Raw genomic sequence first — 21,732 nt, forward strand, 5'->3', positions numbered from 1 at the left:
CCCCTGTTTCCGTTGCATGATTAATGCGGCAACAGGGGAAGCGGTTCCGGCCAGAAGGGATTAAACTGACTGCGCGAAATCAATAGTCCTTCGAATAGCGCACATTGACCGAAGTGCCGACCGCGCCGCCCGTCTGAGACAAGACGCTGAGCGCCTTCGACAATGCCACTTCCAGCTGCGTGGAGGCAAAGCCGCGCGCATCGGTGATGATCTCCACATAGACATTGTTGGTCAGATACTGCCCGGCGGCCAGCGAAGTGCCGCGCCCACTGGCCTTGTCCGCGCCCAATATCCGCAACCGGTCGATACCAGAGGCGCCTTGCAACTTGCCGAGCGGATTGAGCCCGCCGCCGCTGCCGCGCAAACCGTTGAGCGCGGCGGCCAACTGGATCGCCTGTGTTGGAGACAGGTTGGCGACATTGCTGCCGAACAGGATGCGCGAAAGCACTTCGTCCTGCGGCAGGCTGGGTGTCGAGGTGAACCCGATCTGCGGGTTTTGTGCGGTCCCGGTGACATTCAGGATCGCGTTGACGTTCTCTACAGTGGTGCTGGCTGAAATGTTAATGGTGGGGTTCATCAGATCATTGCTGTTGAAGGTGATCCGGCCGCGATCGAGTTCGAAGCGCTTGCCCGAAAAGCTGTAGGTGCCGCGGATAACATCCAGCGACCCGGTAACACGCGGTGCAGCCGTCGTACCCGTGATGCGCAGATCGGTTTCCCATTCGGATTCCAGGCCCATGCCGGTCACGAATATCTGATTATCCGCCCGCACGCGGATGTTAAGCTTGAACAGGCTGGGCGCGGAGGCGGTCTGCGGCCGCGCTCCCGGCACAGGCAACGCTTCGCCCTTGCGACGGACGCCCTTGAGTTCCCGCACTTCTGCGCCGCCCTGCCGGATGATTTGATAGCGCAATTCGGGCAACGTCAGTTCGCCTGCGACCAGCGCGCCGTCCGCGGCACTGTTCGTCACTGCCAGATTGCCGCTGACCACCGTGCCCAAGGCATCGCTACGCGCCAGTCGTGCGCGGTCCAAGAGGATTTTGATATTCATGGGGAAGCCGTTTGCTGACGACAGGCTTACCGTGCCGCTCGCCTGAACCGTGCCTTCGCCGGCCCGTCCGCTGAATTGGCGGATTTCCAGCCGGTCGTTGGTGAACCGCCCATCAAGGCGCATGTTCGTGACCTGCGTGCCGAAGGTTTCGTTTTCATAGGTCAGCGCATTGGCGCGAACGAGGCCGTTAAAGCGCGGATTGTCTGCCCGGCCGCTGAAGTCTGCCGCCACGGCGATGCCGCCGGTCAGTTGTTGATCCGCCTGTCCCGCCAGAGAGAACAGCACGTCGGCTGGCCCATTGTAGCGAATGCCGCCACTCAAAGGTGCCGCCATAAGCCGCTCCATCCAGCTCCTCGAACCGGAGGGAGGTTGCATCGTCAGCACCACGCGACCGAGCGCCGTGCCATTGCGGCGAATGAGTGCGCGGACATCCGCGCCGCTCGGCAACAGCTTGCCCTGCACGCTGATCGCTACAGGCTCCGAAACAGCGGTCAGGCTGGAACGGGTGAAGTTGCTGATCGCGAGTTGCGTCGTTGCGGTGGGGAAGGCGTTGCCCGTCTGTGCAAAGTCCAGCGTGCCGGTCGCCTTGCCGCCGATCCCGAGCCCCGGCGCGAAGATGTTGGCGATGGCGAGGTCGAAATCCTTCATCCGTGCCTGCAGGCTCGTCCGGTCGCCAAAGCGGCCCGCCATATCGACATTGCCCTGCGGTAGCACCAGCGTTGTCGGCTCCAGACGATAGCCGCCTGTCTCGCCGCGAATAATGGCAGGTTTGACCAACCGGAAGGCGATACGATCCGCCGTGCCTTTCAGGGCCACCGCGTAAAGATTGGGACGGAGCGCAGCGTTCATCGCGAGCGTGAAGGGTACGCCACTGCTGCCCGATGCGACCAGTTGTGCCGTGCCGCGACCGCCGCGGTAGTTCACCTTACCGCGCGCCTGACGGACGACATAATCGCCATAGGCAGTGTTCGCCAGTTGGACGTCGGCCACCATCTGTGGCGTATCGTACAGCAGGATCGAGGCGTTCACGATGGCGCGCCCGATGACAATATTAAGATCGCCCGGCAATTTCGCATTGCTGGCAGTGGCCTTCACATCGACGCTTTGCGTTCCGCTGGCGTTGGCGAGTTGTACGGTTCCGGCAATGCCGGACCCGTTCAGGCGCAATTGCCCCATAAACGGTCCGGCGGCGGCCTGTTGCAGTGTGCCGGAAAAGTCGACACCTGCAAACCGTCCGCGCGTGATATCGATGGTGAGCGGACCGCGCGCCGTGCGGATAAGGACATTGGCGAAGAAAGGCCCATAAGGGGAGCCGCCGGTCGCTTCCAGCCGATAGCCTGCCGCCTCGCCATTCAGCTTTGCCACAACGTCCGTGAGTTGCACGCCGACATTGGGCCGCGCCGCGCGCAATACGGCTTGCGGACGGTCAACCGTTCCGCGCACCGTGAGCGCAAGCGGACCATATTGCCGGGAGCTGGCTGCCGCAACGAACGCCAATGTTCCATCGGCATTATAGCGGCCTGAACCGGACAGGATCGTGAAATTGGGTGCACCGCCCTTCAGGTCGGCAAGCGTGAATGCCCCCTCCGGCGTCATGCCGATCCGCCCCGAGAGCAGCGCATTGCCGCCGAGGAAATCGCGGACCGATGCCTTTTCCCACCGTGCCGTGCGTACGCCGAAGCGCCCGGACAGTCCGAAGCCGCCTTTGGCACCCGGCACCAGCTTTACGTCGGTCGTCAGGTTGACGATGCCCACGCCATCGATACGGTAATCGTTGACGCGCCCTTTCAGCGCACCGCGATACAGCCCATTGGGCAAGTCCGCGATCCCGATGGCGGTCGCATCGACCTTGTCGCTGTCGATCTTCAGATTGTCGCTGATGAGCTTGCCAGAGGCATAAGCGAAGTCGCCCTTCACGCGCAGGTTCTGAAGCAAACCACCGGCGGCTGCATTCAGGCCCGTTACGCGACGCGCCTGAGCATTCACGGGAATGCGGATACGGTCGGCGTCGATGACCGCGCGGCCCGATGCCCGCAATCCTTCGATCCCGGTTGCGTCGAAAGCGATCTGCGCTGCTGTCAGGTCGTAATCCATAAACGGCGTGGCGAACGGTCCGTCCAGCGTTACCGATGCGCGCACGTCGCGTCCGCGTACATTCTCCATGATCGCGCCGGGAGTTAGCAACTGCGCGTCGATCTTCAACGCGCCGAAGCGACTGCTGGCTAGGTCAATCAGACCATTGGCCGTTGCCCGCAGCGCGCTCGACTGCATGGCAGCACGAAGCGTGACGCGCCGTTCGGCCAGCGTCGCGGTCATGTCGAGGGCGAGCGCAGGGGACGTTAGCCGCTGTACTGGCCCTTCCATGATGAGGCCGGGCTGCAACGGCCCCTTGGCGGCGAACGTCCCGTTGCGGGCGTCCAGAGCAATATTTGCTATGTTGCCCTTGCGTGAGGTGGCGAGCAATTGCCCCTTCCATGCTTGCCAGCTTCCTTTGCCGTCCAGTCGTACGGTCAAAGCTTCGGTGAGGCCCGCCATGCTGGCGACCAGACCGCCTGCGGGGGCATTGAGCGTTCCCGCCATCGACAGTCTGTTTTCGCTCGGCACTGCGTCCAGTGACGCGCGGAGACGGTCGCCACTGTCGGCGCGCGCGTCTGCGGTGATCTGTGCACGGCCATCGGCGATGTGCGTCGCGCCGTCGATAGAGGCGATGCGCCGTGCACCCGCGACACCGCGGGCAAGGATCAGCTTGTCGATCTTCAGCCGATCGATGTCGATGTCGAGATCGGGCAGCAGCGGCGCGTTGGGATCGGTCGGCGTCTCATTGAACACCGGCGTCCGCGCGACAACGATCAGCGGCGAAGTCACGCTGCGCACATCGATGTGGCTACGCAGATACTGGAAGGGGCTCCACGCCACGCGGACTTCCGGGCTGACAGCGAACACGCCCTTGGTATCGCGCAGGATAAGGTCGTGAATGACCATGTCGCCATAGATGGACCCGTCGATTCGGCCCATGTCGATGGCCATTCCGGATTCCAGCTTCAGCGCCTGAATCTGGCTGACGAGAAAGCGTTTACCCGGTGACGTGTTCAGCCCAAGCAGCAATAAGCCGATGAGCAAAACCAGTCCGATCAGGACTGCGCCAATGCCCAGCGCAACTTTACGAACCGGAAACCGGCGCTTTTCAGGCTGCGGGGCGGCCACGCTGGTGTCGTCTTCCGCCATCAGAATGCCTGCCCGATGCCGATATAGATTGCGACCTTCGACTCACCCGGTTGCCGGTTGAGCGGCATCGCTATGTCGGCGCGGAACGGCCCGAAATTGGTGTAGAAGCGGCCGCCGATGCCTGCGCCAAAGCGAATATTGGAAAAGCTGGGAGTCGATCCTTCGTACACTTGACCTGCGTCAACAAACGGCACGATCCCGAAATTGCCGAAGCGATAGCGTGCCTCCAGTGCGAATTCGTTGACCGAGCGACCGCCGATGGGATCGTTGTTCGCGTCCTTCGGGCCGAGCTGCTGGAAGCCGAAGCCGCGCACCGATCCGCCGCCGCCTGCGTAAAGGCGCCGTGACGGTGCAATGTCGTCGCGCGCTGCACCGGCAATCGTGCCGACCCGCGTGCGACCGGCAATCACCAGACTGTCGGAAACCGGATAATAACCCGACACGTCCAAACTGGCGCGCGCATAGGGCGACACGCCGCCTTGCAGTGAGGCCTCCGGAGAAATGCGCAAGTTTACGCGGAAGCCCTTGGTAGGATTGAGCAAATCGTCCGATCGGTCATAGCCCAATTGCCCCGGCAGTGCGCCGATGAAATAGGTCAGCCGCTTGCTGTCCCCCGTATCCAGATTAAGGGTCGTTTCATTTGAGGCAAGAATTTCAAAGCCATAGGACCATGTCCACCGCTTCTGGAAGATGGGCGTCGAGACGCGCGAAATGCTGCCCGCAACGGTCGCGGTGAACGCTTCATAGGCTGCGTAGTCCTGCCGGTTAATCCCGATAGACGCCTGCACCGTACGGTCGCGCCTGCCTGCATTGGACCGACGGAAGGTGCCGGACACGCCCTGCTCCTGCGTTCCTGCGATGACGTTGCCGATTAGCGCGCCTTCGGGCGGGAAGAGGTTGCGGTGTGTCCAGCTTGCTTCCGCGCGGAACCCCTGCCCCGTGCCATAACCTGCATCGCCCGCCAGCGTCCGCGCGGGTCCGGCGTCTTGCTCCACCTGCATATCGACATATTCGGTGCCGTCTGGCGCGATCTGCCCGGTGCGCACCGGTTCGACCGATACGCTGGAGAACAGGCTGGTGGCGACCAAGGCGCGGCGCAGATCGTCGACCTTGCGGCTGTCATAGAGGTCGCCCTGGTCGAACCGCGCGATGACGCCGATATGCTCCGCGTCGAAGGCTTGCTTGCCGCTGGTGGTGATCGTGCGGAAGGTGCTGCGCGGGCCGGTATCGACGGGCAAGGTATAGTCACCCGTCAGCGTCACGCCATCGAGCACGATGTCGCGCTCGCCCAGCTTGACGAAGGGATAGCCATTTTGCGGCAGGGTCAGGCTGACATTCGCCTCAGCCGCTTCCACCCGCACTGTCTCAATCGGATCGCCGGTCTTGAGCGGCAGGTTGTCACGAATCAGGTTGGGCGGCGTCGTGGGCTGCGCCGTAATGACGATTTCGCCGAGCGTATATTGTTTGCCGGGCACCACGGTAACGACGGCTTTCAAGGCCCGGTTTGCTGGCCCACCATCCGCAGAGGCCGACTGCTCCAGGGAGCTAAGTGCCGTGCCATCATAATAGCCCGCCGAGCGCAGCAGCCGTAGAGCAAGCGCCTCATCCTCCCGCGCACGCGCCTGCACCATCGCTGCAGTGTCGGCTTTTCCATTGCCATCTTCCAGCGCCGAAAGCGCTTTGAACTCATCCGCCAGCCCGGTATTTTCGAACCCTTCAACCGCGACGCTATAGCGCACGGAAGACGGCGTGTCGGTGGCCGCATCCGCCGCAACAGTCACTGGTACGACATCGAACCCTTCGAGCGGGGCGAGCGGTTGAGCCAGTTCGGTATCGACCGGCGTGGGTGTTACGGGAGGAAGTTCTGTAGCGCGTTCGGCAGGCGCGGACTGATCCATGAAGGTTTCGATGGACGTCAGCGGCGCGTTGGGATCTTCATCGACCTGAGGAAGCTGCGCCTCGAAACTCTTGTCGTCTATAATGTCAGGCGGCGTTTCGCTCGCGGGTGCGGTTGCTGCAGGTGCCTGCTGCGAAACCTGTGCGCTTATCGCATGAGGGAAAGTGCAAACCGCCGAAGCAATATAAAGCCCTTTAACGGCAGTCTTAACCCGCATAATTTCCGTCGAACCCCCTTGCCGATGCAATGCATCGGGTAGCGATCCCAATGGCAATGCGGCAACAACACTCGACAAGAGACGCCTTGATAGCGGGATTGTTCCGCCATCAAGGAACCGAAGGGTCAAATATTTGAATTGGCTTGAATTTTGGAAAACGAGATCAGGGGATTGCGGATGTCCCGGGGACAGGATCGGCCAAGGCCTCCTGCTTGCGCGCGCGCTGCTCCGTCATGATCTGCCATCCTGTGACGAACAAAGCGCCGGCCATTGGCCCGACGACGATCCCGGTAAGACCGGCGATCTCGATCCCGCCCAATGTGGTCACCAACACCAGCCAGTCTGGAATACCAGCATCGCGCCCAACCAGCATGGGTCGCAGGAGATTGTCGGCCAGGCCGATCACCACCACGCCTGACGCGATGACGACGACGGCCTGCCATATCGCGCCGGTCGCGAACAGATAGACCGCCACCGGCGCCCAGATAATCGCAGGGCCAATGGCGGGCAACAATGCTGCGATAGCCATCAACATGCCCCAAAGCAGCGCGGCGGGCAGTCCGACGATCCAGAACGTCACCGCGCCAAGCGCACCCTGCGCCAACGCCACAAGACCCGAGCCTTTAAGGGTGGCACGCACCACGGCGCAGAATTTCTCCGCCAATCGATCGGCAATGGAGGGGTTCAGCGGCAGCGCCCGAACAATGGTTGGCCCCAGCCGGTCGCCATCGCGCAACAGGAAGAAAGTGACGTACAATCCCACCGCAAAGGCCAGCAGAAATGCGGCCGCATTGGCCCCGATTGACAGCGCCTGACGCGCAATCATACTGACGCTGTTGCTGACTGCCTGAGAGATCCGGGCCTGCGCCATTTCGAAGCTGCCAAAGCCGGAGGTATCCAGCATGCGCCGTAGACGGAGCGGCAGGGCATCGCGTACCTGCTGGAAATAGGATGCAAAATTGATTTGTCCACTGCGCATCTGTTCATAGACGCCTGCCGCCTGATCGACCACCAGACTGGCGATGATCAATGCCGGGATGACCACCGCTACAGTGATGATCAACAAGGTCAGGGCCGCCGCCATATTCCGTCGGTCCGGCCACCGTTCCAGCAATATCTGAAACAGCGGCTGGAACAGCAATGCTGCAAGCAAGGCCCAAAACAGCGCACCGAGATATGGCGTGACGATCCACAAAAGGCCGAGCGAAGCGAGGGCAAGGAACAGCACGAAACCGCCATTTTCCACGCGCTGTCTGGCAATAGGCATCTCGGTCGCTTTCAAAAGATCGGGGTATTGCCACGGCGGCAGACGGGAATGCTAAACCCCCATGACCGGGATCGGTTGCGGCTTCGGACGATATAATCGTCCAGCACCGCCCCGGCCTGCGGGCTTTCTTACTCCACCGTAACGGATTTTGCCAGATTGCGCGGTTGATCGACATCCGTGCCTTTCAGCACCGCAACATGATAAGCCAGCAACTGCACCGGCACCGCATAGACCAAAGGCGCGATCAACGGATGCACCTTGGGCATTTCAATGGTGGCCATGCAGTTATCACCAGCCTCTGCAATGCCTTCCGCGTCCGAAATAAGGACCACCTTGCCGCCGCGGGCCTGCACTTCCTGCATGTTGCTGACAGTCTTCTCGAACAATGGCCCTGACGGCGCGATCACTATCACCGGCACGGCATCGTCGATCAGTGCGATGGGGCCATGCTTCATTTCCCCGGCCGCATAGCCTTCGGCATGGATGTAGCTGATTTCCTTAAGCTTCAGCGCACCTTCCAGTGCCATCGGATAGTCCGGACCGCGTCCCAGATACAGCACGTCGCGCGCCGGGGCGATCAGATGCGCCATCGCTTCGATCTCGGCATCGTGGCCCAGCGCTTCGTTCATCGCGGCGGGCGCTTCGGACAGGTGCCAGACGATCTCGGCTTCCTCTTCCGGCGTCAACCGCCCTGCCGCTCGCGCCAGATTGGCGGCCAGCGCGGCCAGCACAGCCAGTTGGCACGTAAACGCCTTGGTCGATGCCACACCGATTTCCGGTCCCGCATGGGTGGGGAGCAGCAAGTCCGCCTCCCGCGCCATCGAACTGGTCGGCACATTTACGACGACGGCTATGATCTGCCCCTGCGACCGGGCATGGCGCAACGCAGCGAGCGTGTCCGCCGTTTCGCCCGACTGGCTGATAAACAGCGCGAGCCCGCCCTTTTCCAGCACCGGATCGCGATAGCGGAACTCGCTCGCCACATCGATATCGACGGGGATGCGCGCAAATTTCTCGAACCAGTATTTCGCAACCATTCCGGCATAAAAGCTCGTGCCACATGCTACGATGGTGATCCGCTTCACCCCACCCAGATCGAAATCCATGTCGGGCAAGGCCACCTGATTTTCCATTCGACGCAGATAGGACCTGAGCGTCTGCGCGACGACGACCGGCTGCTCGTAAATTTCCTTCTGCATGAAATGGCGATGATTGCCCTTGTCGATCATCGCGCCGGACACGCCGGAAATCGTGATAGGGCGTTCGACAGGCTGATCGTCCTTGTCGAAAATCTCCGCGCCATCCTTGGTGATGACCACCCAGTCGCCTTCGTCCAGATAGGCGATACGCTGCGTCAAGGGCGCCAGCGCCAGTGCGTCCGACCCAAGATAGGTCTCGCCATCGCCATAGCCGACCACAAGCGGCGAACCCAGCCGCGCGCCGATCAGCAGATCGGGATAGCTGCGGAACAGGATCGCGAGCGCGAAGGCACCATGCAGGCGCGGCAGCACCTGCGCCACGGCATCGCGCGGGTCCAGCCCCTGCTCGACCTTCTCACTGATCAGATGCGCGACGACTTCGGTATCGGTCTCGCTGTCGAAATGCCGCCCGCGCGCAATCAGTTCATCGCGCAGGCTCTTGAAGTTCTCGATAATGCCATTGTGGACGAGCGCGACTTCGCCGGTCGCATGGGGATGCGCGTTGCTCGTGGTCGGCGCGCCATGCGTCGCCCAGCGGGTATGCGCGATCCCAGTCGTTCCCGGCAAAGGCTCGTCGCGCAGTTCGCGGACAAGGTTCAGCAGCTTCCCCTCGGCCCGTCGCCGCTCGATGGCGCCATCATGGATCGTCGCGACCCCCGCGCTGTCGTAGCCGCGATATTCCAGCCGTTTGAGCCCGTCCACAAGCCGGTCGGAAACTTCCGCAGCGCCAACAATGCCGATTATGCCACACATATTATTTCGCTACCTTCTTAGCTGCCTTCCGCTCGGCCATCTTCGTGCGGAAGCGCTTTGCCCATCCCGGCCGCGCTTCCTGCTTTCCGCGCGCGATGGCAAGTGCATCCGCTTCCACATCGCGTGTCACCACGGACCCCGCACCCACAATCGCGCCGTCGCCGATGGTCACCGGTGCCACCAATGCGCTGTTCGATCCAATGAATGCGCCCGCGCCGATCTCCGTCCGGTATTTCATGAAGCCGTCGTAGTTGCAGGTGATCGTCCCCGCGCCGATGTTCGCGCCTGCACCTACAGTCGCATCGCCGATATAGGACAGGTGATTGACCTTCGCACCTTCGCCCAGCACCGATTTTTTCACTTCGACGAAATTGCCGATCTTGGCCTTCATGCCGATGTCGGCACCGGGCCGCAACCGCGCATAGGGACCGACTTCCGCGCCTGTCCGCACAGTTGCGCCTTCCAGATGGGAAAAGGCGTGGATGGTCACGCCATCCTCCACCGCCACGCCGGGGCCGAACACCACATGCGGCTCCACTGTAACATCGCGGCCCAGCACCGTGTCGTGACTGAAGTACACAGTTTCGGGCGCCACTAGAGTCACGCCGTCGCGCATTGCCTCCAAGCGCCGTTGGGCCTGCCACGCCGCCTCAACCTGCGCCTGTTCGATCCGGCTGTTCACGCCTGCCACTTCGAACGAGTCTGTCTCCACGACGGCGCTTTTCTGCCCCGGCAGCATAACGATGTCGGGCAGATAATATTCGCCTGCTGCATTGGCATTGTCGATCTGATCGAGAAGCACGAACAGGTCGGTCGAGCGCGTCGCCATCAACCCTGAATTGCACAGGGTGACGGCGCGCTCGGCCTCGGTCGCATCCTTATATTCGACCATCTTTTCGATGATTCCCTGCCCGTCCGCGATGACCCGTCCATAAGCGCCGCCATTCTCCGCGCGGAAGCCCAGCACCACCGCGCGCGGATCGTCGCCCCGGTTCAATCGGTCGAGCAAGGCGCGCATCGTCGCAGTGCTGATGAGCGGCACGTCGCCATAGAGAATCAGCACATCGCCCACGAACCCGGCCAGCGCATCGTGCGCCTGCGCGACGGCATGGCCGGTGCCAAGCTGCTCGGACTGCACCGCGATATCGACTCCGTGGCCCGCAACCGCCGCCTCGACCTGCTCGCGTCCAGCACCCACCACGACCACCTGCCGCTCCGGCGCGAGTTCGGAAAGACTCGCTAGCAGATGCAACAGCATCGGCCGCCCCGCGACCGGATGCAGCACCTTGTGCGTGCTGGATTTCATGCGAGTCCCCTGCCCAGCGGCAAGGATGATAGCGGCGATGGGGCGTGTCACGATAGGGGAATGTCCTGCAGATCAAATCGGATGCTTGTGCGTCATTCACTGCCATGTTTGGCTTGCAATGGCCACAGCGCAAGGGGCATGGCGCGCGCTATGGTAGAGATTCCTTTCGATATTATTGGCTTCGATCTGGACGGCACCTTGCTCGACACGAGCGGAGACCTTGCCGCGGCGGTCAACCACGCGATCACCGCCATCGGCCGCCCCGCTTATCCTCCCGACGCGATCCGCCCGTTCGTGGGCAAGGGCGCGCGCGTCATGCTGGAACGCGCGCTTGCGGCGTCGGGCGAATGCACGCCTGCGCTGCTGGATGATCGCTTACCCGTGCTGCTGGATTATTATCAGCAGAATCTGGCGATCCATTCGATCCCCTATCCCGGCTGTGTGGCCATGCTCGATGCGTTGGCCGCGCGCGGCCTCAAACTCGCCATCTGTACCAACAAGGCGAAGCGGTTCGCCATTCCCCTGATGGAGCAAATCGGGCTTTCGGATCGCTTCGCCACCATCATTGGCGGCGATACCGTTGGCATCGCCAAACCGGACCCCGCGCCCATCCACGAGATGATCGCGCGCGCAGGCGGTGGACGCACTGCGTTTCTGGGCGACACGATCAACGACATAGCGGGCGCACGCAATGCGGGCATCGCCAGCATCGCCGTCAGCTTCGGGTTCCTCGATGGCCCGGTCGAGGATCTGGAAGCAGATGCCGTCATTCACCATTTCGACGATCTCGTGCCTATGTTGGAAGGGTGGCCCGCATGACCCTGCGCCTCGAACGCGACGGCGCTATCGCGCGCCTGCTGTTCGACCGGGCGGACAAGCGCAACGCCATGACTCAGGAGATGTGGGCCGCGCTTCCCGCTCTGGTGGAAGAAGCGATGGCGGATGACAGCATTGCCGTTCTCATCCTGACCTCCGCGACTCCCGGCTTGTTCTGTGCGGGTGCCGACATCGGCGAATTTGCTACGCACAGCGCCAACGAAGACTGGCGCATTGCTAACCAGTCCGCCATTCGCGCCAGCCACGCCGCATTGGCCCATGCGTCAAAGCCGGTGATCGCAGCAATCGACGGCGATTGCATCGGCGGTGGTTGCGGCCTCGCCATGGCTTGCGACATCCGCGTCGCTGCGCCCACTGCGCGGCTTGGCATAACCCCCGCCAAACTTGGCATCGTCTATTCGCTGTTCGACACAAAATTGCTGGTCGACCTCGTCGGTCCGGGTCAGGCGAAGCGCCTGCTCTATACCGCCGCCCTGATCGATGCCGCCGAAGCCCTCAGCATCGGTCTGATCGAGGAAATTGCGGAAGACCCCATGGCCCGCGCGACGGCAGTGGCACAAACCATCGCCGCCAACGCGCAACATTCGGTACTCTCCACCAAGAACATGATCCGTCGTATCGTGGATGGCCAGACCGACGATGACCCCGAAACTCTCATGATGTTCCGCGATGCCTTCACCCGCCTGGAATTTACCGCCCGAGTCGAAGCCTTCCGCACCCGGCGCAGCTCATAAACCTGCGACGGGCAGGCAACAACCGCACGACTGCTGCGTTGGTGCTGCAGATATTATCGGTTATCCCGTCATTCGCATTATCCAAAAAGGAACGCCCCCATGAAAACCGCATCGCTATTGTTCGCCACCGCCGCCATCCTCGCCCTTCCTGCCTGCGCCACAATGGGCACGGGTCAGGGTGCGAGCGCGAACACGACCTTGCTGGGCGCAGATGGGACCAGCCATGGCGTTGCCAAGGTGACGCAAACGACGTCCGGACTTAAGGTGACGGTTGCGGCAACGGGTCTTACCCCCGGCGTTCACGCCGTCCATGTTCATACGACCGGCACCTGCACCGCCCCTGCCTTCACCAGCGCAGGTGGACACTGGAACCCGATGGGCAAGCAGCATGGAATGGAAAACCCGATGGGCAGCCACATGGGCGACATGCCGAACATGACGGTCAATGCGGATGGTCGCGGTACGCTGGAATACACCATCGCTGGCGGCGCATTGTCGGATGGCACGACCCCCTTGTTCGACGCCGACGGCGCCGCTGTCGTGGTGCATGCGCTGCCGGACGATAACAAGAGCGACCCCGCCGGAAAGGCTGGCGATCGGCTGGCCTGCGGGGTGCTTACGCTCGGCTGACCGACCAGCTTCGGCAGTATGTGCAGTCATTGCTGCATATTGCCGGAGCTTTTGTCGAAGCAGCGGAAACATGTCCCGATTGTTGCTGCACCGAATTGGAGGTTAATTCGACGAACGACGCCCGGTTTTCCTTGAATATTAACTCACTCCTCCGATATTATAGAGCATGTCGGCACTACGCGCCGACGCAAAGGAGACGAATTACAATGGCTAACTGGTCTGACCCCCGGACGCCGGACACCGGCTTTCGCACGGGCTTCGGCGCTGGCGTGGAAACACGCGGTGCTGCGTTCGACGCGGGGCTGCGGTCCTACATGCTGTCCGTTTACAACTACATGGCAAGCGGTGTGCTGCTGACGGGCCTCGTCGCGCTGCTGTTCTCATGGGGCGGGGCGACGTCGCCCGCTGCCCAGATCATGATGGGCCCGGGCATATTGAAATATGTCATCATGTTCTCGCCGCTGGTGTTCGTGATGGTGCTCAGCTTTGGCATCAACAAGCTGTCGACCGCGACGGCGCAGATGCTGTTCTGGGCCTATGCAGGCGTGATGGGCTTGTCGCTCTCGACGATATTCCTGGTGTATACCGGCACGTCGATCGCGCAGACCTTCTTTGCGACTGCTGCGGCTTTCGCGGGGCTTAGCCTGTTCGGCTACACCACGAAGAAGGATCTGTCGGGCTTCGGCACGTTCCTGATCATGGGCGTGATCGGCCTGATCGTCGCATCGCTCATCAACATCTTCCTTAAGTCGAGCGTCATGGACCTCGCGATCAGCGCCATCGGCGTGCTGTTGTTTGCGGGCCTCACCGCCTACGACACGCAGAAGATCAAGAGCATGTACGCACAGGTTGCCGGAACCGAGTTCATGGGCAAGTCGGTCGTGATGGGCGCGCTGACGCTTTACCTCGACTTCATCAACATGTTCATGTTCCTCCTCCGCTTCATGGGCAACCGCGACTGAGCGCAGTCTGCGGATCAATAAAACGGAAAGCCCGGCGGAGAAATCTGCCGGGCTTTTTCGTTGGGCGATGGCGTTCCAATGTTCCGTTACGCGAAAGCAACGGCGAGACTTGTCACATCAGCCCCAGTGCCCTGAAACTGCTATGTCCCTGGCTGCCGATGATGATGTGATCGTGCACCACGATATTGAGACGTTTTCCGGCGTCCACGATCTGCCGGGTCACCGCGATGTCCTGCTGGCTGGGCTCGGGCGCGCCGCTGGGATGGTTGTGAACAAGAATCAGGGAAGTCGCCCCCAGATCGATCGCGCGCTTGATGACTTCACGAGTATAGATCGCCGCTTCGTCTACCGACCCATCGCCCATATGCTCGTCGCGAATCAGCATGTTGCGACTGTTGAGGTGCAGCACGCGCACGCGCTCTACCGTCAGAAACGCCATGTCGGCGCGCAGATAGTCGAGCAGCGCATCCCAATTGGACAGCACCGGTTGCTCGACGACCTTGGCTTTGAGCAGACGCAATGCTGCTGCCTGCGCGATCTTGATCGCAGCGACGCTGGTGTCGCCCATGCCCGGCTCCCGCGCCAGTGCGCGCCAGTCGGCCGTCAGCACGCCACCAATGCCACCGAAACGATGCAGCAATGCCTTGGCCAGCGGCTTCGTGTCGCGCCGCGGAATTGCCAGCGCCAGCAGATATTCGATCAGTTCATGATCCAGCAGCGCATCGGGGCCCCCATCGGCCAGCCGCTGCCGCAATCGGGCGCGATGCCCCGTTCCGCCGTGGCCCGGCCCCGCCGGTGCATCGCTTTCGCTCATGCAACGCAGGGTTAGAGGCGAGTGAATTGCGCCGCAAGGATATTTCCCACTGGTCAGATGTTGTTCATGCGTTACGGGTTCTTACAGGCAATGCATAAAAAGGCCGGGGTGGCGCAGATATGAGCGGTGACATTGGCGATGAGGTGCGCGACGCACCCCCTGCGCCGTCGACGCGCCGCGGCACAGCGGTACGTTGGGCGATGGGCAGTGCTGGCGTACTTACGCTCGTCGCGATCTCCGTATGGACCCAGCGGCAGCCGATTGCCGAGAATTTCATCGGCCGCGAACTCAATAGTCTAGGCGTCCGCGCAGATTACGACATTGTCGATATCGGGCTGCGCACCCAGCGAATCGAAAATATCGTCCTTGGCGATCCGGCCCATCCCGATCTGACGGCCCGATGGGTGGAAATCGACTTGTCGCTCGCGGGCCTGACGCCAACGGTCGTGGCCGTTCGCGCAGGCGGTGTCCGAATGTCAGGGACATTGCGAAACGGTGTGCTGTCGCTTGGCGAACTGGACCGGTTCCGTTCCACCGATTCCACTGCACCGTTCAGCCTGCCCGACATAAAACTGGGGCTAAACGATGCCCGCATGCGGCTGGACACGGATTACGGTCCGATGGGGCTTAAGCTGGATGGCGATGGCAATTTACGCTCCGGCTTCCGTGGAAAGCTGGCTGCGGTCATGCCGAAGCTGGCGGCTGCCGGCTGTGCTCTTACGGAAGGCACCGCATGGCTCGACATTACAATGCGCGAAGGGCGGCCGCAGTTTCGCGGACCGGTGCGTGGGGCAGCGCTGGGATGCAAAGGTAGCGGCATCGGGATCGCCCAGCCGGTCCTCGATACCGACATAACGTTATCGGCGGCCCTCGACAGATGGACAGGCCATGTCGATCTGACCGCGTTCTCGGCAAAGGCTGCGGACGTTACGCTTGTGAAGCCCGGCGGGCGCATCGGCTTCGACGGAACCGCCAAGCAGACCCGCGGGCAGATCGATCTCGCCGCAGCAGCGGTGCAGCGCGGCGACATCCGGTCTGCACGCACCGAACTGACCGGTGCCTTTCAAATGGCACCGACCCCTGACGGCATGGATGCGAGGATCGACGGTGCGCTTTCGGCAAATAGACTGGCGATGGCCGGTCCCGATCCGCTCGCCGGACTGCGCGCATCGACCGCTGGGTCGCCGGTCGCGCCGCTCGCCATCCGCTTTGCCGACGCCGTCCGCGCCGCCAGCCGCGACAACCGGGCGCAAGCGCGTTTCAGCATGGCGCAGAAGGGCAGCACCGGGTCCGCGACGATCACTGCCGCCGATTTCACCAGCCGGAGCGGCGCGCGCGCAGGATTGGGGCAAGGCAGCAGCGTCAAACTTGACTGGCCCAAGGCTGGGGGCGGCCTTGGCTGGGCATTGAACGGCAGCGTGACCACCGACGGCGGCGGATTGCCCCGTGCAGCCCTGCGCCTTGCGCAGCGGCCCGGCGGCGGGCTGGCAGGGCAGTTGTTCGTCGACCCCTACACCGCACGAGGCGCACGCCTTGCGCTGGAGCCGGTACGCTTTTCTGCGGGCGCAGGCGGCATGACGCGCTTCACCACGGCGATTCGGCTGGACGGCCCGCTGGACGGCGGTGCGGTGCGTGGACTTGCGCTGCCCGTGGCAGGGCAAGTCGCCGCCAATGGCACGCTCACCGTCAACCCGCGCTGCGCCCCTCTGACGCTCGACAGCCTGAAGTTCGGTAGCTTCGCCTTGGGCACCACGCGGATGGCGCTGTGCCCCGATAGCGGCAACGCCTTGCTGGCGTACGGGCCGCAAGGTCTGACCGGCGGTGCAGCGATCGAGGCGTTGCGCCTGAAAGGAACGCTGGGCGGCAGTGCGATGACGCTTTCCGCAGACGCTGCGCGTGGATCGCTCGCCACGAGGACCTTCGATCTGCGCAACGCGCTCTTGCTGTTGGGCGATCCGGCGGCGCCCGTGCGTCTTAACGCTACAATGCTGGCGGGGAAGATGGATGCCAAGGGCCTGTCCGGTACCATGGCGGGGACAAGAGGCCGCATCGGAACCATCCCGCTGCTGGTCGGCGATGCGGCAGGCAAGTGGAGCTATGCCGCCAGCACTCTGCGCGTCGATGGTGCACTGACGCTCACCGATGCCGCTGCGCCCAACCGCTTCGAGCCGCTCGTCAGCCGGGACTTTGCGCTTACGTTGCGTAACAGCCAGATTACCGCAAAGGGCAGCTTGCTCGAACCGAAGACGGGCGCGCTGGTCGCCCGCACCGATATCGTCCATCAACTGGGCAGCGGAAAGGGGCAAGCCGATCTCGACGTACCTGGCGTCGCATTCACCTCTGCACTCCAGCCGGAAATGCTCACGCGCCTTGCGCTCGGCGTGGTGGCCAATGCGCGTGGCACGGTGGCAGGCAAAGGACAGATTCGCTGGGCCGACGACACGGTCACCAGCGACGGCACATTCCACACCGACAACATGGATCTGGCCGCCGCTTTCGGCCCCGTCACCGGCCTCTCGGGCGAACTGCGTTTCACCGACCTGATCGGCCTGGTCTCCGCCCCCAGCCAGATCGCGCGCATCAAGACGGTCAATCCTGGCGTCGAAGTCACCGATGGCGTCGTGCGCTATCAATTGCTCGCCAATCAGCAAGTGCGTGTCGAAAGCGGCGAGTGGCCGTTCGCGGGAGGACAGCTCAGCTTGCTCCCCACCACAATGGATTTCAGCGCGGACAAGCCGCGCAATATGGCCTTCCGCGTCGTGGGGCTGGATGCTGGCGCGTTCATCCAGACGCTCGATCTGGACAATATCTCGGCGACCGGCACGTATGACGGCCTGCTGCCGATGGTGTTCGACGAAAAGGGCGGACGAATCGTTGGCGGCGTTCTCGTCGCCCGGCAGATCGGACGCGCGCCGCTCGTCCTAGCGAACACGGAGTCGCTCAGCATCACTTGCGATCCGGCGCTGCAAAGCGGCACCCTGGCCTATGTCGGCCCTGTTTCGAACGAACAGCTTGGCGTTTTCGGCAAGATGGCGTTCGATGCGCTCAAGCATCTTCAGTATAAATGCCTGACCATTTTGATGGACGGCGCACTGGACGGGGAACTGGTGACGCAGGTGTCATTCAACGGCGTCAACCGCGGTACGCCGAGCGAAGCGCCGATTGGGATCGCCCGTAATTTCATTGGTTTGCCCTTCCTTTTTAATATCAGGATCGAAGCACCGTTCAGAGGGCTGATGAACACCGCGCAATTGTTCGTCGACCCCAGTGGCCTGATTCGCGGCAGCCTGGGCGATCAATATGCGCCCGTGCCGGACATGCCTGCCAAAATGAAAGTCGGCGTCGAAGCATCGATGGGGCTTGCCGTTCAGCCTGCCGAAAGCGACAAGAGCGTAACGAAGGACCCTAAATGAAGACATATAGCATCATTGCGTTGGGCCTGACCGGCCTGTCCCTGGCGGGCTGCATTCAGGTGCGCGCGCCGGACAAGCCGATCGAAATCAACCTGAACGTAAAGGTGCAGCAGGAAGTGGTCGTGCGCCTGCAACGTGACGCACAAGACCTTATCCAGAATAACCCGGAGTTGTTCCCGCAATGACACGTAAATTCATCCTCCTCGCCGCCGGTGCCGCAATCGCCCTGACAACCGGCCTTGCCCTTACCGCGCCTGCACGCGCGCAGACCGGCGCCGTTGCGCAGGCAATGGCCTCTGGCGCCGTGGGCGAACAGTCGGACGGTTATCTGGGCATTTCCGGCTCCGTCTCAGGCGATGTCCGCGCCGAAGTCGATTCGATCAATATCAAGCGCCGTGCCGCCTATACCGATCTGGCTGCCAAGCGTGGGGTAACGGTCGCCGACGTTGCCGCCGCCACGGGCTGCCAGACGCTCGCCAGCCGTGTAAAGACCGGGCAGGCCTTCCGCATTGGCAGCGGCGCCTGGCAGACCAAGGGCGCAGGCGCGATTGCCCTCCCCGATTATTGCGCGACGGCGGGTAACTGACCCTTATTGTCGCCTGCGATTTCCCTTGTCCCTAAGCATGGTTGACTTGGGGGAACTCCCTTTCTAAACGGGCCGCGCCTTGACGGGTGCAGCGTCTGGCGTTCATGGCCTTTGTCTCCGCAGTCATGCGGTACGATGGAGGTGAGAGGAATGTCGGATACTGGGCCCGGGGAAGACCCCGTCAAGGGAGATGCGCGGATCAGGTCGCTCGAAGAGCGGATTGAGCGGGCCTCCCGAGACGAACAGGTCAGAACTGGCACCACGCAGCAGGGAGCGGATGCAAATTACCGCCTCGGCAACCGCGTGTTGGCAGAACTGATCGGCGGTCTTGTCGGCGGTGCCTTGATCGGCTGGTTATTCGACCGGCTTTTCGGGACAACGCCCTGGCTCCTGCTGGTTTTCCTCTTTCTGGGGATTATCGTGGCCTTCAGGAACATCATTCGGATTTCGACAAAGCGTCCCGACTGACGGGGCGCTTTCGTCATAGGGTAAAAGCTTCGGCTTACAGGGGTTTCGCGTGGCAGAATCAGGCAAAATCGACCCGATGCACCAGTTTGCGATCGAGCCGCTGTTCGGCACCGATCATCTGGCCATCGGCGGTTACAACATTGCCTTCACCAACAGCGCGCTGTGGATGGTGGCGACGGTTGTCGTACTGTGGATTTTCATGCTGGGCGGCATGAAGCGGGAATTGGTGCCCGGTCGCTGGCAGGCGGCTGTAGAGACCATGACCGGTTTCATCAGCAACCTTCTGACCGCCAATGTCGGTCCTGAAGGCAAGCGTTACGTCCCTTACGTCTTCTCGCTGTTCATGTTCATTCTGCTGGCGAACCTGCTGGGCCTGCTGCCTTTGGGTCTTGTCGGCCTGCACCCCTTCACCTTCACAAGTCACTTTACCGCGACGGGCGTGCTGGCGATCATGAGCTTTGCGATCGTCCTGATTGTTGGCTTCTACAAGCATAAGCTGCACTTCTTCTCGCTGTTCGTGCCGCACGGTACGCCGGTGCCGATGATCCCCTTCATCTTCCTGATCGAACTGGTGTCCTTCATGGTCCGCCCGTTCAGCCTCGGCCTGCGACTGTTCGTTGCGATGACCGCGGGCCACGTTCTGCTGAAGGTGCTGGCAGGGTTCGTTATCAATTCCACTAACGCCGGGGCCGGTTTCGGCCTCACCGTCGGCCTCTCCAGCTTCGCCCTGATGATCGGGATCAGCGCGCTGGAAATGCTGGTCGCGGTGATCCAGGCCTATGTCTTCGCGCTGCTCACTTCACTGTACATCAACGACGCGGTGAACCTGCACTAAGTTTCGCACTAACTTTATCGATATTTAACAAGGAGTATTATCATGGACGCAGAAGCCGCAAAGCTGATCGGTGCCGGTCTCGCAGCAATTGGTGCCGGTATGGCCGCTCTGGGCGTGGGTAACGTCTTCGGTTCGTTCCTCGAAAGCGCCCTGCGCAATCCTTCGGCCGCTGACGGTCAGCAGGGTCGTCTGTTCATCGGCTTCGCCGCTGCCGAACTTCTCGGCCTGCTGGCGTTCGTTGTGTCGATGATCCTGATCTTCGTTGCCTAACTAACCGTTAGACGACAATCGGAATCGAGGCCGGGTGGCATAACGCCCGGCCTCCAAGACATCGGACGGATCAGATGCCTCAAATCGCGCAAATCGCCGAAACCTACGCATCCCAGATTTTCTGGCTGCTCGTAACGTTCGGCTTCGTGTTCTTCGTCATCGGTCTGGACATGGTGCCGAAGATCGAAGCGACGGTGGGTGCGCGCGATGACAAGATCGCGGGCGACCTGGCGACGGCAAAGGCTGCCTTCGCCCGTGCGGACGAGATCGAGGCGGACTATCGCAAGCGCGATGCGGACGCCCGTTCCTCCGCGCAGCACCTCATTGCGGAATCCAAGGCGAAAGCCGCCAAGGAAACCGAAGCCAAGATCAAGGCGACTGACGCCGTGGTCGCAACCAAAATCGCCGCTGCCGAAGCGGAGATAAAGGCTGCCAGCACGTCCGCCATGGCCGAGATCGAAGCCGTCGCTGCCGATGCGGCACGCGAAATGGTGGCGAAAATTTCTGGCGCTTCGGTCACTCCGGAAGCCGCCCAGCAAGCAGTAAAGGCAGCATTGGTCCATGGCTGAGGCAGCACCCACCACTACGTCGGACAGCACACCGACCGCCGAACAGGCCATCCATGAGGAAGGCTATGCGCCGGTAGGTACTGTGGCGCACGAAGGTGTCGCGGCACATACCGATCCCCGCGCGCTGGGTCTGGACGCCACCGCTTGGGTCAGCCTGTCGATGGCGATCTTCATTGCGGTACTGATCTGGAAGAAAGTGCCCGCGCTGATCGGTCGCGGTCTCGACGGCAAGATCGCCAAGATTCGCCTCCAGCTCGACGAAGCCGCCAAGCTGCGCGCCGAAGCCGAAGCGCTTAAGGCCGAATATGAAGCCAAGGTTGCTGCCGCTGCGGGTGAAGCCGCTGCGCTGAAAGCCCGCGCAGAAGAAGAAGCCGCCCAACTGATGGACGACGCGCAGACCAACGCCACGGCGCTGATCGCTCGCCGCCAGAAGATGGCCGAAGACAAGATTGCTGCCGCCGAGCGTGCGGCAATTGCCGACGTCCGCGCGAAAGCCGTGTCGGCTGCAACCGCCGCCGCCGCCTCGCTGATTGCACAGGGTCACGATGCGAAAGCGGACAAGGTGCTGGTCGACAGCGCGATCCAGGGTCTCGGCCCGGTCGCCTGATTTACAGAGCGTCGCGAACAGAAAAGAGGCCGGGGTAAATCCCGGCCTTTTTCGTTTCCCCCTCGTCATTCCCGCGAAGGCGGGAGTAACGG

Annotated in this window: 18 protein-coding genes; 12 read left to right on the forward strand and 6 right to left on the reverse strand. The window is 62.2% G+C overall.

Annotation, left to right across the window (positions count from 1 at the left end):
- Window positions 1-79: 79 nt before the first annotated feature.
- From LQ220_RS12340 to glmU, 5 genes are all read right to left on the reverse strand, one after another.
- Window positions 80-4,276 carry a translocation/assembly module TamB domain-containing protein gene (locus LQ220_RS12340; protein ID WP_230188584.1) on the reverse strand — a complete coding sequence of 1,399 codons (4,197 nt, stop codon included), beginning with the start codon at window positions 4,274-4,276 and terminating at the stop codon, window positions 80-82.
- Window positions 4,276-6,390, reverse strand: a complete 2,115-nt coding sequence (locus tag LQ220_RS12345; protein WP_230188585.1) for a BamA/TamA family outer membrane protein — start codon at window positions 6,388-6,390, stop codon at window positions 4,276-4,278. The genes LQ220_RS12340 and LQ220_RS12345 overlap by 1 nt, the downstream gene beginning before the upstream one ends.
- A gap of 163 nt (window positions 6,391-6,553) precedes the next feature.
- Window positions 6,554-7,657: an AI-2E family transporter gene (locus tag LQ220_RS12350; protein WP_230188586.1), complete on the reverse strand. Its 1,104-nt coding sequence runs from the start codon at window positions 7,655-7,657 to the stop codon at window positions 6,554-6,556.
- Window positions 7,658-7,785: 128 nt separating this feature from the next.
- A complete protein-coding gene (glmS, locus tag LQ220_RS12355; protein ID WP_230188587.1) occupies window positions 7,786-9,609 on the reverse strand; it encodes a glutamine--fructose-6-phosphate transaminase (isomerizing) in 1,824 nt (607 codons plus the stop codon).
- Window position 9,610: 1 nt separating this feature from the next.
- Window positions 9,611-10,915: a bifunctional UDP-N-acetylglucosamine diphosphorylase/glucosamine-1-phosphate N-acetyltransferase GlmU gene (gene glmU / locus LQ220_RS12360; protein ID WP_230188588.1), complete on the reverse strand. Its 1,305-nt coding sequence runs from the start codon at window positions 10,913-10,915 to the stop codon at window positions 9,611-9,613.
- 150 nt (window positions 10,916-11,065) lie between these two features.
- Here glmU and LQ220_RS12365 point away from each other — a divergent pair, with 150 nt between their 5' ends.
- From LQ220_RS12365 to LQ220_RS12380, 4 genes are all read left to right on the forward strand, one after another.
- The gene (locus LQ220_RS12365; RefSeq protein ID WP_230188589.1) at window positions 11,066-11,734 is read left to right on the forward strand and encodes an HAD family hydrolase; all 669 of its coding nucleotides are present in this window, start codon (window positions 11,066-11,068) and stop codon (window positions 11,732-11,734) included.
- On the forward strand, window positions 11,731-12,486 hold the full coding sequence (locus tag LQ220_RS12370; protein WP_230188590.1) for an enoyl-CoA hydratase-related protein: 756 nt from the start codon (window positions 11,731-11,733) through the stop codon (window positions 12,484-12,486). The genes LQ220_RS12365 and LQ220_RS12370 overlap by 4 nt, the downstream gene beginning before the upstream one ends.
- Window positions 12,487-12,585: 99 nt before the next feature.
- Complete coding sequence (locus LQ220_RS12375) at window positions 12,586-13,116, forward strand: superoxide dismutase family protein (RefSeq protein WP_230188591.1); 531 nt, start codon at window positions 12,586-12,588, stop codon at window positions 13,114-13,116.
- A 206-nt stretch (window positions 13,117-13,322) separates the two neighbouring features.
- Entirely contained in the window at window positions 13,323-14,078 is a 756-nt protein-coding gene (locus LQ220_RS12380; protein ID WP_230188592.1) for a Bax inhibitor-1/YccA family protein, read from the forward strand.
- A 112-nt stretch (window positions 14,079-14,190) separates the two neighbouring features.
- Here LQ220_RS12380 and radC read toward each other — a convergent pair whose 3' ends face one another.
- The gene (radC, locus tag LQ220_RS12385) at window positions 14,191-14,892 is read right to left on the reverse strand and encodes a DNA repair protein RadC (protein WP_230188593.1); all 702 of its coding nucleotides are present in this window, start codon (window positions 14,890-14,892) and stop codon (window positions 14,191-14,193) included.
- 119 nt (window positions 14,893-15,011) lie between these two features.
- Here radC and LQ220_RS12390 point away from each other — a divergent pair, with 119 nt between their 5' ends.
- From LQ220_RS12390 to LQ220_RS12425, 8 genes are all read left to right on the forward strand, one after another.
- Window positions 15,012-18,305 (forward strand): YdbH domain-containing protein, encoded by a 3,294-nt coding sequence (locus LQ220_RS12390; RefSeq protein ID WP_230188594.1) that lies wholly within the window; start codon window positions 15,012-15,014, stop codon window positions 18,303-18,305.
- On the forward strand, window positions 18,302-18,490 hold the full coding sequence (locus LQ220_RS12395; RefSeq protein ID WP_230188595.1) for a YnbE family lipoprotein: 189 nt from the start codon (window positions 18,302-18,304) through the stop codon (window positions 18,488-18,490). The genes LQ220_RS12390 and LQ220_RS12395 overlap by 4 nt, the downstream gene beginning before the upstream one ends.
- Window positions 18,487-18,891 (forward strand): YdbL family protein, encoded by a 405-nt coding sequence (locus tag LQ220_RS12400; RefSeq protein ID WP_230188596.1) that lies wholly within the window; start codon window positions 18,487-18,489, stop codon window positions 18,889-18,891. The genes LQ220_RS12395 and LQ220_RS12400 overlap by 4 nt, the downstream gene beginning before the upstream one ends.
- A 150-nt stretch (window positions 18,892-19,041) precedes the next feature.
- Complete coding sequence (locus LQ220_RS12405; RefSeq protein ID WP_230188597.1) at window positions 19,042-19,359, forward strand: AtpZ/AtpI family protein; 318 nt, start codon at window positions 19,042-19,044, stop codon at window positions 19,357-19,359.
- A gap of 49 nt (window positions 19,360-19,408) precedes the next feature.
- Window positions 19,409-20,194: a F0F1 ATP synthase subunit A gene (locus LQ220_RS12410; protein WP_230188598.1), complete on the forward strand. Its 786-nt coding sequence runs from the start codon at window positions 19,409-19,411 to the stop codon at window positions 20,192-20,194.
- A 42-nt stretch (window positions 20,195-20,236) separates the two neighbouring features.
- Window positions 20,237-20,464, forward strand: coding sequence for a F0F1 ATP synthase subunit C (locus LQ220_RS12415; RefSeq protein ID WP_070157997.1), 228 nt, complete (start codon window positions 20,237-20,239; stop codon window positions 20,462-20,464).
- Between the two features lie 74 nt (window positions 20,465-20,538).
- Window positions 20,539-21,033, forward strand: a complete 495-nt coding sequence (locus LQ220_RS12420; RefSeq protein WP_230188599.1) for an ATPase — start codon at window positions 20,539-20,541, stop codon at window positions 21,031-21,033.
- Window positions 21,026-21,640, forward strand: a complete 615-nt coding sequence (locus LQ220_RS12425; protein WP_230188600.1) for a F0F1 ATP synthase subunit B — start codon at window positions 21,026-21,028, stop codon at window positions 21,638-21,640. Before LQ220_RS12420 ends, LQ220_RS12425 begins: the two co-directional genes overlap by 8 nt.
- The last annotated feature ends 92 nt before the right edge of the window (window positions 21,641-21,732 follow it).

It is taken from the genome of Sphingobium sp. CECT 9361 (assembly GCF_918741285.1).
Lineage (GTDB): Bacteria > Pseudomonadota > Alphaproteobacteria > Sphingomonadales > Sphingomonadaceae > Sphingobium.

Coding starts and splice junctions, on each gene's coding strand:
- radC (WP_230188593.1), bottom strand. CDS start 14,892: ATGAGCGAAAGCGATGCACCGGCGGGGCCGGGCCACGGCGGAACGGGG.
- LQ220_RS12405 (WP_230188597.1), top strand. CDS start 19,042: ATGTCGGATACTGGGCCCGGGGAAGACCCCGTCAAGGGAGATGCGCGG.
- LQ220_RS12395 (WP_230188595.1), top strand. CDS start 18,302: ATGAAGACATATAGCATCATTGCGTTGGGCCTGACCGGCCTGTCCCTG.
- LQ220_RS12425 (WP_230188600.1), top strand. CDS start 21,026: ATGGCTGAGGCAGCACCCACCACTACGTCGGACAGCACACCGACCGCC.
- LQ220_RS12365 (WP_230188589.1), top strand. CDS start 11,066: ATGGTAGAGATTCCTTTCGATATTATTGGCTTCGATCTGGACGGCACC.
- glmU (WP_230188588.1), bottom strand. CDS start 10,915: ATGAAATCCAGCACGCACAAGGTGCTGCATCCGGTCGCGGGGCGGCCG.
- LQ220_RS12370 (WP_230188590.1), top strand. CDS start 11,731: ATGACCCTGCGCCTCGAACGCGACGGCGCTATCGCGCGCCTGCTGTTC.
- LQ220_RS12390 (WP_230188594.1), top strand. CDS start 15,012: ATGAGCGGTGACATTGGCGATGAGGTGCGCGACGCACCCCCTGCGCCG.
- LQ220_RS12380 (WP_230188592.1), top strand. CDS start 13,323: ATGGCTAACTGGTCTGACCCCCGGACGCCGGACACCGGCTTTCGCACG.
- LQ220_RS12415 (WP_070157997.1), top strand. CDS start 20,237: ATGGACGCAGAAGCCGCAAAGCTGATCGGTGCCGGTCTCGCAGCAATT.
- LQ220_RS12340 (WP_230188584.1), bottom strand. CDS start 4,276: ATGGCGGAAGACGACACCAGCGTGGCCGCCCCGCAGCCTGAAAAGCGC.
- LQ220_RS12345 (WP_230188585.1), bottom strand. CDS start 6,390: ATGCGGGTTAAGACTGCCGTTAAAGGGCTTTATATTGCTTCGGCGGTT.
- LQ220_RS12400 (WP_230188596.1), top strand. CDS start 18,487: ATGACACGTAAATTCATCCTCCTCGCCGCCGGTGCCGCAATCGCCCTG.
- LQ220_RS12350 (WP_230188586.1), bottom strand. CDS start 7,657: ATGCCTATTGCCAGACAGCGCGTGGAAAATGGCGGTTTCGTGCTGTTC.
- LQ220_RS12420 (WP_230188599.1), top strand. CDS start 20,539: ATGCCTCAAATCGCGCAAATCGCCGAAACCTACGCATCCCAGATTTTC.
- glmS (WP_230188587.1), bottom strand. CDS start 9,609: ATGTGTGGCATAATCGGCATTGTTGGCGCTGCGGAAGTTTCCGACCGG.
- LQ220_RS12375 (WP_230188591.1), top strand. CDS start 12,586: ATGAAAACCGCATCGCTATTGTTCGCCACCGCCGCCATCCTCGCCCTT.